Genomic DNA, 16,466 nt, shown 5'->3' on the forward strand with positions numbered 1-16,466 from the left:
GATTGGCCCGCATTGACTCGACGCGGCCCGGTCTTTGTCAGTGCCAGGAACGGGATTGTCTTAGGACTCTATGAAAATACAAGGAAAGACCGCCGGGGAGATCTTCGATTGCGTGCGCGCGCTGGCGCAGTCGGGGCAGTTGCCGCCGGGCCAGACGCTGCCGCCGGTGCGCGATCTGGCGGTCGAACTGGACATCAACCGCAATACCGTCGCCGCCGCGTACAAGCGGCTGGTGACGGCCGGCATCGCCCTGACGCAGGGACGCCTGGGCACCATCATCCGCGACCAATCCGGCCCCGGCGAACAGGAAGGCGCGTTGTCGGACTCGCCGCTGGCAGACCTGGCCAGCGGCAATCCCAATCCGGCCTGGCTGCCGGATCTGGCCGCCGCGCTGGCCATCCGGCCTTACCGGCCGCGGCTTTACGGTGAACCCACGGTCAACTCGGGGCTCGAAAGCTATGCCCGCGCCTGGTTCGCGCCGGACTGTCCGGCGTCTTTCGAGATCAACCTGACCCACGGCGCGGTGGACGCCATCGAGCGGCTGCTCAGCTCGCACCTGGTGGCTGGCGACAAGGTGGCGGTCGAGAATCCCTGCTTCCTTAGCAGCATCAACATGCTGCGCATCGCCGGCCTGCAAGCCTTGGGCGTGCCGGTCGACGCCGAAGGCATGCAGGCGGCGGCCCTGGAAGCGGCGCTGGCCAAGGGCGCGCAGGCCGTCATCCTGACGCCGCGAGCCCATAACCCCACGGGCTGCAGCCTGAGCGAAAGGCGGGCCAAGGCATTGGCGCGGGTGCTGGCCAGGTATCCCCATGTGATGGTCATCGTGGACGATCACTACGCCCTGTTGTCCGGCAAGGACTACCACTCGGTCTTGCCTTCCGGCGCGCAGCGGTGGGCCCTGGTGCGCTCGTTCTCCAAGACGCTGGGCCCCGACGTGCGACTGGCCATGGTGGCCAGCGATCCTGCGACGTCGCGCCAGCTGCGCCTGCGGCTGGCCTCAGGCACCAGCTGGGTCAGCCATTTGCTGCAGGACATGGTCGAGGTGACGCTGGGCCGTCCCGAGGTCGCCAGGCAGATGGCCCAGGCCCGCAAGGATTATGCGCAGCGCCGCAAGGCCCTGGAAAACGCCCTGCAGGAGCAGGGCGTACCCTGCGCGGCGGAGGGCGACGGCCTGAACCTCTGGGTGCCGCTGGATACCGACGACCAGGCCGTGGCGCTGGCCCTGGCCCACCGCGGCTGGCTGGTGCGCCATGGCGACGCCTTCGGGGTCCAGGACCCGGTCCGGGGCTTGCGCATCACCATCTCGGCGATCGAACCCGGCCAGTGCCGCAAGCTGGCGCGGGACATCCGGGAAAGCATGGTCTAGCCGCTGCCGGCATCAACGCCGGTCGGCCATGGCCTGGCCCAGCCTGACGGAGCGCCCCGTCGTCCAAGCCGGACGGAAGCGCCAGGCGCTGCCCGGCATCAGTACCACCACGGTGGAACCCAGCTGGAAATGTCCCATTTCGGCGCCTTGTGGCAGGCTCGGGCGCGCCTGTTTGTCATAGTCCCACTGCTGTATGCGCCGCCCATGCGGAGCCACCAGGCCATGCCAGACCGTGGCGATGCGGCCGACGATGGCGGCCCCGACCAGCACCATGGCATAGACGCCATATAGGGGATGCTCGAACCAGCAGACCAGTCGTTCGTTGCGCGCCAGCAGGCCGTTCATGCCCTGCACGATCTCGGGCCGGACGGAGTACAGCGTCCCCGGCACGTAGCGCATGCCCAGCAGACGTCCCTCGCAAGGCATGTGCACCCGATGGTAGTCGCGCGGACTCAGATAGATCGTGGTGAACCAGCCGCCTCCCAATGCGCGCGCCAGATCCGCGTCGGCCAGCAGCGCGGCCGCGCTGTATTGGCGCTGCTTGGCCTGGATCAGTTGTCCCAGGCTGATGCGGCCGAACTGGCTGATGGTGCCATCCGCGGGGCTGGTCCAGTCCGCGTCGGCCTGCTTGCGGGCGCCTGGGCGCAGGGCACGTGTGAAGAAGGCGTTGAAACTGTCGTAGGCCTTCGGATCAGGATGCAAGGCCTCGTTGAGATCGATGCCATACCATCTGGCATAGCTGCGGATCAGCGGCTGGGCTACCCAAGCCTGACGGCATGAGGCCAGCCGGCCGGCGCAGCGCGTCAGCCAGAGCTTGGGCGCGGCGCGCTGGAACAACAGGGAAAGAGACGTAGGCATGAAGCTCGCGGTTGCTGCGGGAACGGCGCTTGCGCGGCGTGGCGGTTATTGTCATGAATCGTAGTGTAGTATGGCATGGGACAAAAATATCGAGCCATCCGTTCATTGCTTACCGAGAGGCCGTTGCCGCAACATCATGGTTTCCCTACACAGCCCGCGCGTTGAAACCTTGTCGCCCTATGTGCCCGGTGAGCAGGCGCCGGGCGATGGATGGATCAAGCTCAATACCAACGAGAATCCCTATCCGCCGTCACCCGCCGTGATAAAGGCCATCGCCGCCGCGGCAGCGGAAGGCCTGGAGCGTTATCCGGATCCACAGGCCAGGCATTTGCGCGCCGCCATCGCGCAGTACCACGGGGTGCCGGTGGAGCAGGTCTTTGCCGGCAACGGTTCGGACGAAGTGCTGGCGCTGGCGTTTTGCGCCTTCTTCCAGCACGGCGTGCAACCTTTGCTGATGGCGGACGTGACCTACGGCTTCTACGAGGTGTATTGCCGCCTGTTCGGCATACGCTGTGCGCAGATCGCGGTGGACGACGGCCTGAGGCTGGACCTGGACGGATTCGCGGCGCTGGGCGCGGCGGACGCAGGCATCGCCGGCATGGTCATCGCCAACCCTAATGCGCCTACCGGGGAGTTCCTGCCGCTGGAGCGCGTGCAGCGGTTGCTGGAGATCCAGCCCCGCCGGCTGGTGCTGGTGGACGAGGCTTATATCGACTTCGGCGGGCAGTCCGCCATCGCCCTGGTGGAGCGGTATCCCAACCTGCTGGTGGTCCAGACCCTATCGAAGTCCCGGGCGCTGGCCGGGCTGCGGGTGGGGTTCGCGATTGGACAGGCGCCGTTGATCGATGCGCTGGAGCGCGTGAAGAACAGCTTCAACTCCTATCCGCTCGGCCATCTGGCGCAGGCGGGCGCCGCGGCGGCGTTCCTGGATCGCGCCTACTTCGAGGAGACGCGGCAGGCCGTCATCGGCACCCGTACCTTGCTCTGCGCGCATCTGCGGCTGATGGGGTTCGACGTGTTGCCGTCACAGGCCAACTTCCTGTTTGTCCGCCATCCGCGCTTCGATGCGCGCGAGCTTGCGGCCGGCTTGAAGCACGCGAAGATATTGGTGCGCCATTTCCCGCGTCCGAGAGTGGAACAGTTCCTGCGCATCTCCGTGGGCAGCGAGGACCAGGCGGCTAGTCTGGTGCGCACGCTGCGCGCCTTGCTCCAGCCATAGCATTGCCGGAGCAGGCTGCCGCGGACGCAGCGCGATGGCGCGCCGCAGCCGCGGTTGCGGGCTTACGCTGCCCGGCGCAGTTTCACGGCGGGAAAATCCACCGGCACGGCAAAGGCCACGTTGACGTAGTTGGTGAACAGATTGAGTGCGACGTGCGCCAGGATCTCGACGATCTCCTGATCGCTGTAGCCTGCCGCGTGCACGGCCAGCACGTCGGCGTCGTTTACTTGCCCGCGCGCTTCCACCAGCTTCAGCGCGAAGCGCAGCGCCGCGGCGGTTTTGGGATCGGCGGCATCGCCGGCTTGCGCGGCGGACATTTCCTCGGCGCTGGCGCCGGCCTTGCGGCCCAGGGCCGTGTGAGCCGCCAGGCAGTATTCGCAAGCATTGCGGTCGGCCACCGCCACGGCGATCTGTTCGCCCAGCTTGGCGGGGATGACGCCGCCGTCCAGGGCGCCGAACGCGCCCCACATGCTTTGCAATGCGGCCGGCGAATTGGCGACGGCCCTGAACATGTTCGGCGTTGCGCCAAAGGCGCCGTGGATCTGCGTGAGCAGCGCCTTGCGGTCAGCGGTGGCGCTGCTGGCATCGATGAGAGGAACTCGGGACATGTCGGTAACTCCTGGAAAGAAAAAAGACGCCGCCGGTATCGGACGGGCTGGAGAAATCGTACGTAGAATGGCTGGACGAAAGGTGCTGTTTAATCCATGAAAATTGTCTTTAAGTCCAAAATATGAGTGATCCTGTTCCTCTTCAGGTTGACCGGCTGTCGGGCTTGCTGGACCGGTTCCGGGTGCGCGCCACGCTGTTCCACACGGGCGCGCTGTGCGGCACCCAGGCCTTCGAAGCCGTGCCGGGGCGCGGCTTTCTGCACGTGTTGCGGCGGGGCCAGATGGAAGTGCGGCACCGCCCTGGCGAGACCGACACGCCGCGTCTGCGCCTGGCCGAACCGACCCTGCTGTTCTATCCGCGCGCCGTGCATCACGAGTTCGTGAATCCTCCGCGCGACGGTTCGGACTTCACCTGCGCCGCGCTGGATTTCGACGGCGGCGAACGCAATCCCATCGTCCAGTCCCTGCCGTCCGTGCTGCGGATTCCGCTGGACGCGGTCGAAGGCTTGCGGCCCGCGCTGGACCTGCTGTTTGCCGAGGCGGACCAGGTGCGCTGCGGTTCGCGCCTGTTGGCCGACCGCCTGTTCGAGGTGGTGCTGATCCAGTTGCTCAGATGGATACTTGACCATCCGGAGGAAGCGGGCGTGACCAGCGGTCTGGTGATGGGCCTGTCGGATCCGCGCCTGGCCAGGGCGCTGGCAGCGCTGCACCGTTCGCCCTATGAAGACTGGACCCTGGCCAGGATGGCGGCGATGGCGGGCATGTCGCGCAGCGCCTTCGCGGCGGCCTTCAAACAGGCCACTGGCGCGACACCCGCGGCCTACCTGACGGATTGGCGGTTGAGCCTGGCGGCGTCCATGATGCGATCGGGCCGCGCGGTCAAGCTGGTGGCGGCGGAACTGGGGTTCGCCAGCGCCTCGTCGCTGTCCAAGGCGTTCCGGCAACGGATGGGGGTATCTCCGCGCGAATGGCTGGCTGCCAACGCCTAGCGCCCGCAGGCCAGCTCCGGCACCAGCGTGATAATATTGACCTATGACAAAACTGCAAGCGGCATAAGCGTATCGGAAGACGCCAGCCGTTACTCCCACGCGAGGTTCAGGCATGAGCGAGCAAGGCCCAGATCAAGACAACGGCACCCAGACCCAACACGACCAGCATGGCCGCTGGCCACAGGCGCAGTCGGTGGAGGACTTCCGCCGCAATCTGGCCACGGTCAACGGCCGCATTGCGGACGCGGCGCGGCGCGCCGGGCGCGATCCGGCAACGATCCGCCTGCTGCCCGTCAGCAAGACGGTGGAAGAAGCGCGCATCCGGCTGGCCTACGAGGCCGGTTGCCGCTACCTGGGTGAAAACAAGCTGCAGGAAGTGTCCCGCAAGTGGGAAGCCATGGCCGATCTCACGGACCTGCGCTGGTCCGTCATCGGTCACCTGCAGACCAACAAGGCCAAACTGGTGGCGCGTTATGCGGCGGAGTTCCAGGCGCTGGACAGCCTGCGGGTGGCGGAAGCGCTGGACCGGCGGCTGCAGGCGGAAGGCCGCCAGCTGGACGTGTTCGTGCAGGTCAACACCTCGGGCGAAGCGAGCAAGTATGGGCTGCAGCCGGACGAGACGGCGGCTTTCCTGCGTGAACTGCCCGCGTTTTCGGGGCTGCGGGTGCGCGGCCTGATGACGCTGGCGCTGTTCTCGGCCGAAGCGGCGCGGGTACGCGAATGCTTTGTCCTGTTGCGCACGCTGCGCGAGCAGTTGCGCCAGGACGCGCCCGCGGGCATAAGCCTGGATGACTTGTCCATGGGCATGTCGGGCGACTACGAGATCGCCATCGAGGAAGGGGCCACCGTGGTCCGCGTGGGCCAGGCCATCTTCGGCGCGCGCAACACGCCCGACTCCTATTACTGGCCTGCCGACGAGGGTGCGCAAGCGGGCGCGTCCGACGCAAAGGAGTAGCCATGCCGGTCTATCGACTCGTGATCAAGCGCGATGGCCGCTTGATCGGCCACTTCGAATCGACCGCCGCGTCGGCGCTGGATGACAGCCGCGACATCGCGGCGCGCCTGCCGGCCAAGGACGGCTACCAGCTCAGCCTGCTGGTGGCCGAGGGCGAGCGACGCCTGCTGGAAAGCACGCCGCACGGCATCCGGCTGCTGGCTTCCGAGAACCTGTACACCGCAACCCCCGAAGGTTTGCTGGGCGGCCTGGACCGCCATCCAAGCCAGCAATAGGAATTCCTGCAATGAGCCTGAACGCATTGGCGATCCGCCACGTCCCCTTCGAAGACCTGGGCATATTGGCGCCCGTATTGGCGGAGCGCGGCTACGGCGTGCAATATCTGGAAGCCGGCGTGGACGCCATCGACGCCGCCGCCTTGAGCGATGCCGACCTGGTCGTGATCCTGGGCGGGCCCATCGGCGTCTATGAAACCGGCCGCTATCCCTTCCTGGAACAGGAGCTGCACGCCATCGGGCAGCGGCTGCGCCAGGACAAACCGACTCTGGGCATCTGCCTGGGCGCGCAGCTCATGGCGGCCGCGCTCGGCGCGGAAGTGGCCTCCACCGGCCGCGTGGAGATCGGCTACGCGCCGCTGACGCTTACGGCGCAAGGACAGGAGTCGGTGCTGAGCGCTGTGCAATCCGTGCCGGTGCTGCATTGGCACGGCGACCAGTTCGCCATCCCCGAGGGCGCGTCGCGCCTGGCCGAAACGCCGGGCTTCCCGAACCAGGCGTATGCGCTGGGACCCAGGATATTGGGCTTGCAGTTCCACCTGGAGGCGGACTCCTCGCAGATAGAGCGCTGGCTGATCGGCCATGCCTGCGAACTGAGCTTGCGCCAGATCGATCCCGCGGTCATCCGCGCAGACGCTCGGCGGTACGGCCCGCAGCTGGAACGCTGCGCGCGCTTGGCAATGGAGCGTTGGCTGGACCAGATCTGAGTTTGTCCTGTGCCCTGGCGCCTTCCGGCGGCAGGGTGCTCCCCACTCCCCGCCTTGCATAGGCAGCCGGGGCGCGCCGCGCCCCGTTCCGACCCGCCGCCTCCCGCGGCCATAGGCGTTGCGCCCGGTCGTGATTCTTTCCGCCGAATCTAAGGGTTAAACCCAGTAGCCGCCTTGATGTGCGATCAATAGGATCCCGTTTTATATAAATGGGATCCCGTTTGGGGTTTGGCAATTTTCGTTTGCCAATTCCTGTTTGCCACTTTCATCTCTTACGGACGGACTGCACATGACCAGCATCGACACCATCACAGGCAAGAAGATCATCAATGAGGGCGGCCGGGGCGGCCCGCTGACCGAAGACCACCAGGGCATGCGCGCCCATCACGAGGACGACCTCGAATGGACCAACCTGCGCTACGAAGGCCAGTTCGCGAAGATGATGTTCCATCCCACGGCGGAAGATCCGACGATTCCGAACGCGGGCATCGTCCGGTACGAAAAGGGTTCGGGGCATCCGCTGCATAACCACTACTTTGCGCAGATCTGGTACATCCTGGACGGCAAATTCCTCATCGAAGGCAAGCTCTACGGCAAGGGTTCGATGATCTTCCATCCCGACCCCCACTTCGAAAGCGAACTCCAGACCATCGAGGCCGGCACCATCCTGTACGTGCAATACGTCGGCCCGCACACGCGCCAGGGCGCGATCTACGAAGGCCGCTTCAACGTCGACGAACGAAAGAGCCTGGCTGAAGAAACCACGGCTGTGTAGCCGGGCGACCGGCCTGCCGGCACCCGCTGCGCGCATTTGTGCGCAGCGGGTCCGCGCCGGGCTGCCGGTTCAGACGCCAGGTCCAGCCGACCATTCGTCGCGGGCCAGGCGCAATAAAAAATATTGGAGACCAGAGATGAAAACCATCTCAAAACAGCCGTCCTCGCATTCCAGGAAGCACTACGTGACCGCGGGCCTGTCCAGCATGATAGGAACGACCATCGAGTGGTACGACTTCTTCCTCTATGGCATTGCGGCGGCGCTCATATTCAACAAGATCTACTTTCCCGCGATCGATCCGATCAGCGGGACGCTGGCAGCCTTCGGCACCTACGCCGTGGGCTTCATCGCCCGGCCGCTGGGCGGCATTGTGTTCGGCCATTTCGGCGACCGCGTCGGCCGCAAGTCGATGCTGATGATCAGCCTGATGCTGATGGGCGTGCCCACCATCCTGATCGGTCTGACGCCGAGCTACGAGGTGATTGGCTACTGGGGCGCCGTGGCCTTGGTGTTCTTCCGCTTCCTGCAGGGGCTGGCGGTGGGAGGCGAGTGGGGCGGCGCCGTGCTGATGGCGGTGGAACATGCGCCTGAAGGCAAGAAAGGCCTGTTTGGGAGCCTGCCGCAGGTGGGCGTCGCGCCCGGCCTGATCCTGTCCTCGCTGGCCATGGGCGCGGTGTCCAGGCTGCCGGAGCCGGAGATGCTGAGCTGGGGCTGGCGCCTGCCATTCCTGGCCAGCGTGTTCCTGCTGCTGGTCGGCTGGTACATCCGGGCCAAGGTCAGCGAATCGCCTGAATTCAAGCAGGCGCAGGCGCAGCCGAAGCAGGACGCGCTGCCGCTGAAGACCGTGCTGAGGCACCACAAGGTTCCCGTGCTGACGGCCCTGGTTGCCTGCATCTCCGAGAAGACCTGGTTCTACACCATCGCGACATTCTCGTTGACCTATGCCGTGGGCACGTTGGGGTTGCCGCGCGAAACCATATTGACTGGCGTCATCTGGGGGGCGGTGGGGGCGTTGTTTACCATCCCCTTGTTCGGACTGCTGGGCGACGTGATCAGCAAGCGCGCGATCTTCATCGCCGGGGCGCTGGGGATTTCCCTGTTCAGCGCGACCTTCTTCTCGTTGCTGGACGAGAAGACGGCGTATCACACCAATATCGCGATGCTGGTGGCCTTCGGCGTGGTCTATGCCGCGATGTATGCGCAGGAATCCAGCCTGTTCTCCAGCATGTTCCCGCCGGCGGTCCGCTACACGGGCATTTCGCTCGCCGTGCAGATAGGCGGAGCGATCGGCGGCGGCACCGCGCCGCTGGTGGCGACATACCTGCTGTCCCTGGGCGGGGGATCGCCGAAGCTGATCGTGCTGTATCTGGCCGGACTCGGACTGATCGCGGCGGGATGCGGCGTGCTGATGCGTCCCTATGGGCAGCAGCGCGGCGCGGGCGCGGCCAAGCTGGCTAGCGCCGCGTCTCCATCCATTCGATGACGAGCTCGGTCGTCCGAGAGATGTGGGTGGCCATCGCCTCGCGAGCGGCGGGGCCATTGCGCAGGGTCAGCGCAGCGATGATGTCTTCGTGCTGCTTGATGTTTTCTTCCATCAGGCGGGGCGGCATCTTCGAGGCGAAGCCCAGCACGTTGGAAACGATGCTGCCCTGCAATTCGGCGACCAGCTCATGCAGGCGTTCGTTGTGGCTGGCTTGGGTGATGAGGCTGTGGAACTTGGCGTTGAACTTCAGCCAGTCGGAACCGCTCTCGCTGCGCACGCGCGAACGCAGGGCGTCCGCATAATGCTGCTGGTACTGCGCCAGCAATTCCAGGTCCTTGTCGTCGATCCAGTCCACCGCCAGCTGCGCGGCCAGCCCTTCGAGTTCGGCGCGGATCTGGAAGGCTTCGCGGATGGCGCGGATGGACGGCACGGTCACCACGGCGCGGCCGGTGCTGGTCAGCGTGATGGCGCGCCGCGCTTCCAGGAACCTCAACGCTTCCCGGATGGGCGTGCGGCTGGTTTCGAACTCGGCGGCGAGCTCATACTGGCTCAAGGCGTCGCCGGGCAGGTATTGCCCGTTCCTGATCCGCCGCAGGATCTCTTCCGAGATCTCTATCGAGGATCTAGACGTGTTCCTGGTCTCGCTCATGCTCGAATCCGTGTCGCTTCCTGTGCGTGTCGGCAGGCGCGTTGCGGCTTGCGGATTGCCAGGCTGCCGGATGCGCCTGGCGCTTGCGGTGCGCCCTTCCGCCGGCATGGTAGCACGCGGCTTTCGGGGAATCGGGGGGCGGCCCTGGACGTTGAGACAGACGCTGCCGCGCCTGTCCGCGAGGGGAGGTGCTACCTGGGCGGCTTGCGGCTTTGCGGGCGCTTTTGCAGCCATTCGACCACGAACTCTCCCGACTCGTGGATGTGCGCACGCATGGCGGCGCGCGACGCGGCGGCATCGCGCGCCGTGAGCGCTTGGACGATGGCCGCATGGTGCTCGATGTTCTTCTTCATGCGGTTCTCGTACATGCCCAGCACGGTCATGTTGAGAATGTTCTTGGTGTAGTCGGTATGCAGGTCCCTGATGATCCGTTCCAGCGAAGGATTGCCGGCGGCGCGGAAGATCAGGGCGTGGAATTCCTGGTTCTTGACGACCCAGTGCTGCATGGGCGCGGCGGCCTGACGCGGCCCGGCCTGACGCGGCGCGGCAGCGTTGCCCGCATTGACTTCGGCGTACAGCGCGGACACGGCGTCCGCGCATTCGGCATGGACGGCCTGCAGCCGCTTGAGGTCCGCGTCGCTGATCCAGCGCGCCGCCAGCTCCGCGGCCATGCCTTCCAGTTCGCCGCGCAGCCAGTAGTTCGCGCCTATGTCCTTGATGGTCGGCGCCACCACGGTGGCGCCGTAGCGCGGCTGCTGCACGATCAGGCCCTTGATCTCCAGCTGCCGCAAGGCCTCGCGCACCGGCGTGCGGCTGACGTCGAACTCCTCGGCCAGCGCTTCCTGCCGCAGCTTCTGTCCGGGCGCATAGGCGCCATTGAAGATCTTGGCGGATATCGAATCCACCAGATGCTGCACCAGTTCTTCCGTGGCGGGACGTGCGCGATCCATGGCCTGATTTCCCTGTCCGTTGTGGTTGAGCGGCTATTTTCCCGGTTCGGCGGAAAACACCTGCCGCCATTTCTTTTCTTCCTGGCGCATGCGCTCCAGGAACAGCCGCGATCCCGCCGGCATGGGCTGGCTGCCCTGCGCGTACAGCTGCGCCATGCCGTCGCTCTGCGCAACCGCCTGCATGGCGCTTTCCAGCCGGGCCAGGATGTCCTCGGGCGTCGCGGCGGGCGCTACCAGGCCGGATATCGAGCCTACATCGAAATCGGCGCCGAGGCTCTCCCGGGCGGCGGGAACCTCGGGCAGGTTCGGCACCCGTTGGGCCGACGTGACGCCCAGGGCGCGCATCTTGCCGGACTGGATGAACGGGCCGACGACCACCGTCTCCACGGCGGTCACGTCGACGACGCCGGACAGCAGGGCGGTGGCGGCTTCCGCGCCGCTCTTGTACGGCACGTGCATGAGCGTCGTGCCGGTCTGCTGCTGCATCAGGGCGAATACCTGATGTATCGACGTGCCCTGGCCGGAGCTGGCAAAGGAAATCGCGTCCGGCCGGCTGCGGGCCCGGCTGATCAAGGCGGGAAGGTCCTGGATCTGCGAATTTTCAGGCACGACCAGGGCCAGGGGCGTGTTGGCGATCATGGAGATGTAGGCGAAATCCTTGAGCGCGTCGTAGTTGAGCTGCTTATGGATGAGCGGATTGACCGCGACCATGCCATTGGTGATGACCATCAAGGTGTAGCCGTCGGGTTTGGCCCGGGCGACGATGTCGGCGGCGATGTTGCCGCCCGCGCCGGGCTTGTTCTCCACCACCACGGGCTTGCCCAGCTCGGCCTGCAGCTGTTTGGCCACGGTGCGCGCGGTGAGGTCGGTGATGCCGCCGGCGCCGAAGGGCACGACCAGCGTGATGGGCCGGTCGGGCCAGGCGGCGGCCTGGGACGGGCCGGCCAGCGCGAACGACAGCGAAAGCGCCAATGGCGCGAGGCGGGCGCGCAGGAAGGGGGCGTGCATGGTGTCTGTCTCCTTGGAATGTTCTATTTCTTGTGCGCAGGCCGGCAGCGGCCAGCCTGCTGCGGACGATTGCCGTCCGTGGCGCCGCCGGTATCAGTGCTCCAGATCCTGCGCGGTGATTTCCGGCAGGTCGCCCTTGATGTTCATGCGGCCTTCGTACACCGGCCGGCCGCCGGTGGCGGGTCCCTGGTACTGGACGAAGAACAGGGTGCCGCCTGTCTCGGTGCTGAGCGCTTCCTCGATGTGCGGGTCCGGATGGAAGACCACCGTGCCAGGACCGTACATCTTTCCGCCCATGTTGAATTCCCCTTCGATCACGTACCAGACCTGGGCGAAGTCGTGCTTGTGCAACCGGAAACCCGCGCCCGGTTCGTAGCGCAGAAAGCCGGCATTGGGTTCGGTAGGGCGTTCTTCCCGTGTGTGGAACAGGAATTTCGTCTTGTTCTTGAAGCGGCCCATTTCCCATTCCATGTCTTCGGGCCGGCGGTACTCGGGCATGTGATGGGTTTGCGCCGGGTCGATGAGGTCGTTGCTGCTCATGGCTTGCTCCTTCGTGAATTGGCCGGGAAAGTCTATCGGCTCGGCGCGGGAATTACTGGATACAAGATTGGCCTGCGCGGCAGCGCGGGCCGAAGGTATCAGGCGCCCAGGAAATCGGTATTGGACCGGCCTGTTTCGCCTTCCTAGACTGCAAGCCGTCATGGAGAACGAGCTATGCATTTGAAGGGAATCATCGGCTACCTGCTGACGCCTTGCGACGCAAGCGGGCAGGTGGACCACGCGCTGCTGGCGGCGCATGTGGAACGGCTGATCGGCGAGGGCGTGCACGCGCTGGCGCCGCTGGGCAGCGTGGGCTGCCTGCCGTATCTGGACGATGGCGAGCGCGAAGCCGTCATCGACACGGTGGTTGGCGCGGCGGCGGGGCGGTTGCCGGTGCTGGCGGGTGTTTCCAGCCTGGGCACCGCCAGCACCGTGCGCCACGCGCGCTATGCCGAACGCGCGGGCGCGGCGGCCTTGCAGTTGCTGCCCAGCACGTACTGGAAGCTCACGCAGGCGGAGATCCTTGCCTACTACCGCGAGGTCTGCGAGTCGGTCTCCACGCCAGTGATGGTCTACAACAATCCGTTCACCACGGGCATGGATCTTCCCGTCGAGTTCCTGGCCCGCCTGGCCGAGCTGCCCAATGTCACGATGATCAAGGAAAGCAGCCCGGATCCGACCAAGATCGCGCGGCTGCGCGCGGCCTGTCCCGCCAGGACCGCCGTGTACATCGGCCTGAACTGCATGGCGCGCACGGGATTCGCGCAAGGCGCGGCGGGCTGGTGCACCGCGTCGGCCAATGTCAGCGCGTCCTATGCCCTGAACCTCTACCGCTGCGCGCTGGCCGGCGACGCGCGCGGCGCGGACGAGTGGTTCGCCCGGCAGATCGATCTGCTGAATTTCCTGATGGACCACGGCCTGCCCAGGACGGTGGCCGCCAGCCTGCGGCTGCGCGGCCACGACAGCGGACGGCTGCGCGCGCCGCTGGCGCCGCTGGACGCGGACCTGGAACAACGACTTCTTGAAATCCTCAAAAAAATGGAGATAGCCGGATGAACAAGGGAATGCGCCGCTGCATGGCGGCATTGATGGGCGTGCTGTTGCCGGCCGCCGCGGTCTGGGCGGGCGGATATCCGGACCAGCCCATCCGCCTGGTCGTGCCCTTTGGCGCAGGGGGTGTCACCGACACCACCGCGCGCGTATTCGCGGAAGGATTGACGCGGGAACTGGGCCAGCCCGTGGTGGTGGAGAACCGGGGCGGCGCGGGCGGCTCCATCGCGGCGGGGGCGGTGGCGAAATCGCCGGCCGACGGCTACACGCTGCTGGTGATCACCAACGGAATGATCGCGGTGAATCCGCTGATCTACAAGAAGCTGCCCTACGATCCGAACCGGGACTTCACTTACGTCGCGATGCTGGCCAATACGCCCACCGTGCTGGCCGTGGGCGCGGACAGCCCCTACGCGTCGCTGCAGGAAATCATCAAGGCGGCTTCCGTCCAGGCGGACAGGATCGCGTTTTCCACGGCGGGCGAGGGCTCGGACAACTATCAGGTCCTGGAGCTGTTGCAGCGGGCGACCGGTGTGAAGATGCTGCACGTGCCGTACAAGAGCGGATCGGAGTCCATGACCGCGGTGATGAGCCGCAACACGGACCTGACGGCCATTTCGGCCGTGACCGCCGTGGGCTTTGTCGAGGCGAAGCAGATACGCCCGTTCGCGGTGACCTCGTCGCGGCGTCTGGCAAACCTGCCCGACATCCCCACGGTCAAGGAGGCGCTGGGACAGGACGTCGAGGGCGGGTCGCTGTCGGGCATTGCCGTGCCCAAGGGCACGCCGCCGGATGTGGTGACGCGCCTGAACGCCGCGATCGCCGTGGTGGCCAGGAGCGCATCGGTGCAGGACAAGATCTACTCGCGCGGCAGCGAACCTGTCGACGGGTCCCAGGAGGCATTCGAACGCAGGGTCGTCGCCGAACAGCAAAAGTGGTCAGCCATTCTTGCCCGCGCGGCGAACTGACGGCGGATCCGGCTCCGCTTGCGCGCCCAGCACCTCGCGCGCCGTGTCGATGAACCAGCGCACGGCCGGGTTCATGGATTCGGCGTGCGCCGCCAAGGCCATGGCGTAGCTCAGCGGCATGCCGGACTCGTCCGCAAGGTCCACGTAGGCCACGTTGTCGATGGCGATCCTGCGCAGCGCCGCGGGCACGATGGCGACGCCCAGGCCCGCCGCGATGAGCGGCAGACTGATCAGGGCGTGGGACGATTCCTGCAAGACCCGCGGATGGAATCCCGCCCGCTGGCAGGCCGCGAGGATTTCTCCGGCGAATCCGGGGCTGTCGGAATGCGCCAGCGTGACCAGCGCGTCGTCCGTCAGGTCGGAAAGCCGGGCGCACCGCATGCCTGCCACCCGATGGTTCGCCGGCACGGCGAGCGCCAGCGGTTCCCGCGGCAGGGCGGTCATGGCAATGCCCGGCACGCCCGAGGCGGGCGGCACCAGGAAGGCCGCGTCCAGTTCGCCGCGTTGCAGCGCGGCCAGGATGCCCACGGTGCTGCCGCTGGTCAGGCGCAGGCGGATATGCGGAAAGCGCTGCGCAAAGGCCGGCAGGACCCGCGGCAGCAGGGCCAGCGCCGCACTGGGCACCGCGCAAACCCTCAGCGTGCCCTTGCGGCCCTCGGCCGCGTCGCGGGCGGCCTGCAACGCGGCGTCGGCGCCGTCCAGCAGGCGTTTGGCCTCGCGCAGGAACGCGCCGCCGGCGACGGTGAGGCGCACGCCCAGCCGGTCCCGTTCGAACAGGTCCGCGCCGATCTCGGTTTCAAGCCGCTTGATGGCGACGCTCAGCGGCGGCTGGGTCATGTGCAGCCGCGCGGCTGCCTTGCGATAGTTCAACTCCGTGGCAAGCACCACGAATTGCCTGAGCTGCCTGAAATCCACGCCGGTCTCCGCCTGTTGTATGCCTGTACGCCGGCCTCAGCCGCGCACGCGCTGGAAGTCGGCCATGAAGTCGGCCAGGGCGGCCGCCGCGGGCAGGTCGACCGCGTTGTACAGGCTGGCACGGATGCCGCCGGCGGACGAATGGCCCTTGAGCCCCATGAGTCCGGCGCTCTCGGCCTGCCGCAGGAAGACGGATTCCAGGGCTGTATCCGCCAGAAAGAACGGCACGTTGTTGATGGAACGGAATGCAGGCAGCACCTTGTTGGCATAGAAGCCGCCGCTGGCGTCGATGGCGCGGTACAGCAGTCCGGCCTTGACCTGGTTGGCTTGATGGATGCGGTCCAAGCCGCCCGTGCGCAGTATCCAGCGCAACGTCAGCCCGGTCAGATACCAGGAAAACGTGGCGGGCGTGTTGAGCATGGAGTCCGCTCGCGCCGCCTGCGCGTAGTTCAGCACGTCGGGGGTGATGGGCAGCGCGCCGTCCAGCAAGGCTTCGTCCACCAGCACCACCGTCACGCCTGCCGGTCCCATGTTCTTCTGCGCGGCGGCGTAGATCAGCCCGTGCCGGGAAACGTCGATGGGCTTGGACAGCAGGCTGGAGCAGGCGTCGCATACCAGCGGAACGGACGCCTCGGGCGCGGCGGGGAACTGCACGCCATGCACCGTCTCGTTCTCCGTGTAGTGCAGGTAGGCGGCGCCGGGATCGAGCCGCCATTCTTCAGGCGCGGGCACGCGGTCGAAGCCGGTCGGCGCGCTGCTGCCCGCGATGCGCACTGCGCAATAGCGCCGTGCCGCCTCGATGGCCTTGCCGGACCAGAGGCCGGTGTGCAGGTAGTCCGCGCGCGTTCTTCCGCGCAGCAGGTTCATGGGAACCTGAGAAAACTGCAGCGAAGCGCCGCCTTGCAGGAACAAGACCTTGTAATTGTCGGGCACGTTCAGGATGGCCCGCAGGTCGGCCTCGGCCTGGCGGGCGATATCGATGAAGACGCCCGAACGATGGCTGATCTCCATCACCGACATGCCGGTTCCCGCGAAATCGAAGAATTCCTCGTGCGCTTCCTGCAGCACTTCCAGCGGCAGCGCGGCAGGGCCTGCGCTGAAGTTGTATGACCTTGCCATTGTTTCCTGATCCTGCCCCGCGCGGCGGGTTG

18 protein-coding genes are annotated in these 16,466 nt (G+C 66.4%); 10 read left to right on the top strand and 8 right to left on the bottom strand.

Features of this window, described 5'->3' with window-relative positions:
* Positions 1-70: 70 nt before the first annotated feature.
* A complete protein-coding gene (gene ptsJ, locus HWY37_RS02785; protein WP_176087808.1) occupies positions 71-1,366 on the top strand; it encodes a MocR-like B6 salvage transcription factor PtsJ in 1,296 nt (431 codons plus the stop codon).
* 12 nt (positions 1,367-1,378) lie between these two features.
* On the opposite strand, the gene asd is transcribed toward ptsJ, so the two are convergent.
* Positions 1,379-2,224, bottom strand: a complete 846-nt coding sequence (gene asd / locus HWY37_RS02790) for an archaetidylserine decarboxylase (RefSeq protein ID WP_176087809.1) — start codon at positions 2,222-2,224, stop codon at positions 1,379-1,381.
* A 136-nt stretch (positions 2,225-2,360) separates the two neighbouring features.
* On the opposite strand from asd, the gene hisC reads away from it, so the two are divergent.
* A complete protein-coding gene (gene hisC, locus HWY37_RS02795; RefSeq protein ID WP_176087810.1) occupies positions 2,361-3,443 on the top strand; it encodes a histidinol-phosphate transaminase in 1,083 nt (360 codons plus the stop codon).
* A 62-nt stretch (positions 3,444-3,505) separates the two neighbouring features.
* Here the strand turns inward: hisC and HWY37_RS02800 are convergent, their stop codons facing one another.
* Positions 3,506-4,051 (bottom strand): carboxymuconolactone decarboxylase family protein, encoded by a 546-nt coding sequence (locus HWY37_RS02800; protein WP_176087811.1) that lies wholly within the window; start codon positions 4,049-4,051, stop codon positions 3,506-3,508.
* 122 nt (positions 4,052-4,173) lie between these two features.
* Here HWY37_RS02800 and HWY37_RS02805 point away from each other — a divergent pair, with 122 nt between their 5' ends.
* From HWY37_RS02805 to HWY37_RS02830, 6 genes are all read left to right on the top strand, one after another.
* Positions 4,174-5,040, top strand: a complete 867-nt coding sequence (locus HWY37_RS02805; RefSeq protein WP_176087812.1) for an AraC family transcriptional regulator — start codon at positions 4,174-4,176, stop codon at positions 5,038-5,040.
* Positions 5,041-5,152: 112 nt separating this feature from the next.
* Positions 5,153-5,995 carry a YggS family pyridoxal phosphate-dependent enzyme gene (locus HWY37_RS02810; protein WP_176087813.1) on the top strand — a complete coding sequence of 281 codons (843 nt, stop codon included), beginning with the start codon at positions 5,153-5,155 and terminating at the stop codon, positions 5,993-5,995.
* Between the two features lie 2 nt (positions 5,996-5,997).
* Positions 5,998-6,270 (top strand): cytoplasmic protein, encoded by a 273-nt coding sequence (locus HWY37_RS02815; RefSeq protein WP_176087814.1) that lies wholly within the window; start codon positions 5,998-6,000, stop codon positions 6,268-6,270.
* Between the two features lie 11 nt (positions 6,271-6,281).
* Positions 6,282-6,977, top strand: a complete 696-nt coding sequence (locus HWY37_RS02820) for a glutamine amidotransferase (protein ID WP_176087815.1) — start codon at positions 6,282-6,284, stop codon at positions 6,975-6,977.
* Positions 6,978-7,266: 289 nt separating this feature from the next.
* Complete coding sequence (locus HWY37_RS02825; protein ID WP_176087816.1) at positions 7,267-7,752, top strand: cupin domain-containing protein; 486 nt, start codon at positions 7,267-7,269, stop codon at positions 7,750-7,752.
* Positions 7,753-7,888: 136 nt separating this feature from the next.
* A complete protein-coding gene (locus HWY37_RS02830) occupies positions 7,889-9,235 on the top strand; it encodes an MFS transporter (protein WP_176087817.1) in 1,347 nt (448 codons plus the stop codon).
* On the opposite strand, the gene HWY37_RS02835 is transcribed toward HWY37_RS02830, so the two are convergent.
* From HWY37_RS02835 to HWY37_RS02850, 4 genes are all read right to left on the bottom strand, one after another.
* The gene (locus HWY37_RS02835; protein WP_175207620.1) at positions 9,207-9,884 is read right to left on the bottom strand and encodes a GntR family transcriptional regulator; all 678 of its coding nucleotides are present in this window, start codon (positions 9,882-9,884) and stop codon (positions 9,207-9,209) included. The genes HWY37_RS02830 and HWY37_RS02835 overlap by 29 nt on opposite strands.
* 191 nt (positions 9,885-10,075) lie before the next feature.
* Positions 10,076-10,834: a GntR family transcriptional regulator gene (locus tag HWY37_RS02840; protein ID WP_175207619.1), complete on the bottom strand. Its 759-nt coding sequence runs from the start codon at positions 10,832-10,834 to the stop codon at positions 10,076-10,078.
* 33 nt (positions 10,835-10,867) lie between these two features.
* The gene (locus HWY37_RS02845) at positions 10,868-11,842 is read right to left on the bottom strand and encodes a Bug family tripartite tricarboxylate transporter substrate binding protein (protein ID WP_175207618.1); all 975 of its coding nucleotides are present in this window, start codon (positions 11,840-11,842) and stop codon (positions 10,868-10,870) included.
* Between the two features lie 93 nt (positions 11,843-11,935).
* Positions 11,936-12,382, bottom strand: a complete 447-nt coding sequence (locus HWY37_RS02850) for a cupin domain-containing protein (protein ID WP_175207617.1) — start codon at positions 12,380-12,382, stop codon at positions 11,936-11,938.
* 174 nt (positions 12,383-12,556) lie between these two features.
* Here HWY37_RS02850 and HWY37_RS02855 point away from each other — a divergent pair, with 174 nt between their 5' ends.
* Positions 12,557-13,438: a dihydrodipicolinate synthase family protein gene (locus HWY37_RS02855; protein ID WP_175207616.1), complete on the top strand. Its 882-nt coding sequence runs from the start codon at positions 12,557-12,559 to the stop codon at positions 13,436-13,438.
* Positions 13,435-14,400 carry a Bug family tripartite tricarboxylate transporter substrate binding protein gene (locus HWY37_RS02860; RefSeq protein WP_175207615.1) on the top strand — a complete coding sequence of 322 codons (966 nt, stop codon included), beginning with the start codon at positions 13,435-13,437 and terminating at the stop codon, positions 14,398-14,400. Before HWY37_RS02855 ends, HWY37_RS02860 begins: the two co-directional genes overlap by 4 nt.
* Here HWY37_RS02860 and HWY37_RS02865 read toward each other — a convergent pair.
* Together HWY37_RS02865 and serC are read right to left on the bottom strand one after the other, a co-directional pair.
* Positions 14,371-15,315 carry a LysR family transcriptional regulator gene (locus HWY37_RS02865; RefSeq protein ID WP_175207614.1) on the bottom strand — a complete coding sequence of 315 codons (945 nt, stop codon included), beginning with the start codon at positions 15,313-15,315 and terminating at the stop codon, positions 14,371-14,373. The genes HWY37_RS02860 and HWY37_RS02865 overlap by 30 nt on opposite strands.
* Before the next feature lie 36 nt (positions 15,316-15,351).
* Positions 15,352-16,434, bottom strand: a complete 1,083-nt coding sequence (serC, locus tag HWY37_RS02870) for a 3-phosphoserine/phosphohydroxythreonine transaminase (protein ID WP_176087818.1) — start codon at positions 16,432-16,434, stop codon at positions 15,352-15,354.
* Positions 16,435-16,466 lie beyond the last annotated feature (32 nt).

Origin of the sequence: Achromobacter anxifer, assembly GCF_903652925.1 — a bacterium.
Taxonomy (GTDB): Bacteria; Pseudomonadota; Gammaproteobacteria; order Burkholderiales; family Burkholderiaceae_B; genus Achromobacter; species Achromobacter anxifer.

What these genes read in the sequence shown, in the direction of transcription:
- HWY37_RS02830 (WP_176087817.1), top strand. Translation starts at nt 7,889, where the DNA reads ATGAAAACCATCTCAAAACAGCCGTCCTCGCATTCCAGGAAGCACTAC.
- HWY37_RS02845 (WP_175207618.1), bottom strand. Translation starts at nt 11,842, where the DNA reads ATGCACGCCCCCTTCCTGCGCGCCCGCCTCGCGCCATTGGCGCTTTCG.
- HWY37_RS02805 (WP_176087812.1), top strand. Translation starts at nt 4,174, where the DNA reads ATGAGTGATCCTGTTCCTCTTCAGGTTGACCGGCTGTCGGGCTTGCTG.
- hisC (WP_176087810.1), top strand. Translation starts at nt 2,361, where the DNA reads ATGGTTTCCCTACACAGCCCGCGCGTTGAAACCTTGTCGCCCTATGTG.
- HWY37_RS02840 (WP_175207619.1), bottom strand. Translation starts at nt 10,834, where the DNA reads ATGGATCGCGCACGTCCCGCCACGGAAGAACTGGTGCAGCATCTGGTG.
- asd (WP_176087809.1), bottom strand. Translation starts at nt 2,224, where the DNA reads ATGCCTACGTCTCTTTCCCTGTTGTTCCAGCGCGCCGCGCCCAAGCTC.
- HWY37_RS02835 (WP_175207620.1), bottom strand. Translation starts at nt 9,884, where the DNA reads ATGAGCGAGACCAGGAACACGTCTAGATCCTCGATAGAGATCTCGGAA.
- HWY37_RS02850 (WP_175207617.1), bottom strand. Translation starts at nt 12,382, where the DNA reads ATGAGCAGCAACGACCTCATCGACCCGGCGCAAACCCATCACATGCCC.
- ptsJ (WP_176087808.1), top strand. Translation starts at nt 71, where the DNA reads ATGAAAATACAAGGAAAGACCGCCGGGGAGATCTTCGATTGCGTGCGC.
- HWY37_RS02825 (WP_176087816.1), top strand. Translation starts at nt 7,267, where the DNA reads ATGACCAGCATCGACACCATCACAGGCAAGAAGATCATCAATGAGGGC.
- HWY37_RS02815 (WP_176087814.1), top strand. Translation starts at nt 5,998, where the DNA reads ATGCCGGTCTATCGACTCGTGATCAAGCGCGATGGCCGCTTGATCGGC.
- HWY37_RS02855 (WP_175207616.1), top strand. Translation starts at nt 12,557, where the DNA reads ATGCATTTGAAGGGAATCATCGGCTACCTGCTGACGCCTTGCGACGCA.
- HWY37_RS02800 (WP_176087811.1), bottom strand. Translation starts at nt 4,051, where the DNA reads ATGTCCCGAGTTCCTCTCATCGATGCCAGCAGCGCCACCGCTGACCGC.
- HWY37_RS02860 (WP_175207615.1), top strand. Translation starts at nt 13,435, where the DNA reads ATGAACAAGGGAATGCGCCGCTGCATGGCGGCATTGATGGGCGTGCTG.
- serC (WP_176087818.1), bottom strand. Translation starts at nt 16,434, where the DNA reads ATGGCAAGGTCATACAACTTCAGCGCAGGCCCTGCCGCGCTGCCGCTG.
- HWY37_RS02820 (WP_176087815.1), top strand. Translation starts at nt 6,282, where the DNA reads ATGAGCCTGAACGCATTGGCGATCCGCCACGTCCCCTTCGAAGACCTG.
- HWY37_RS02810 (WP_176087813.1), top strand. Translation starts at nt 5,153, where the DNA reads ATGAGCGAGCAAGGCCCAGATCAAGACAACGGCACCCAGACCCAACAC.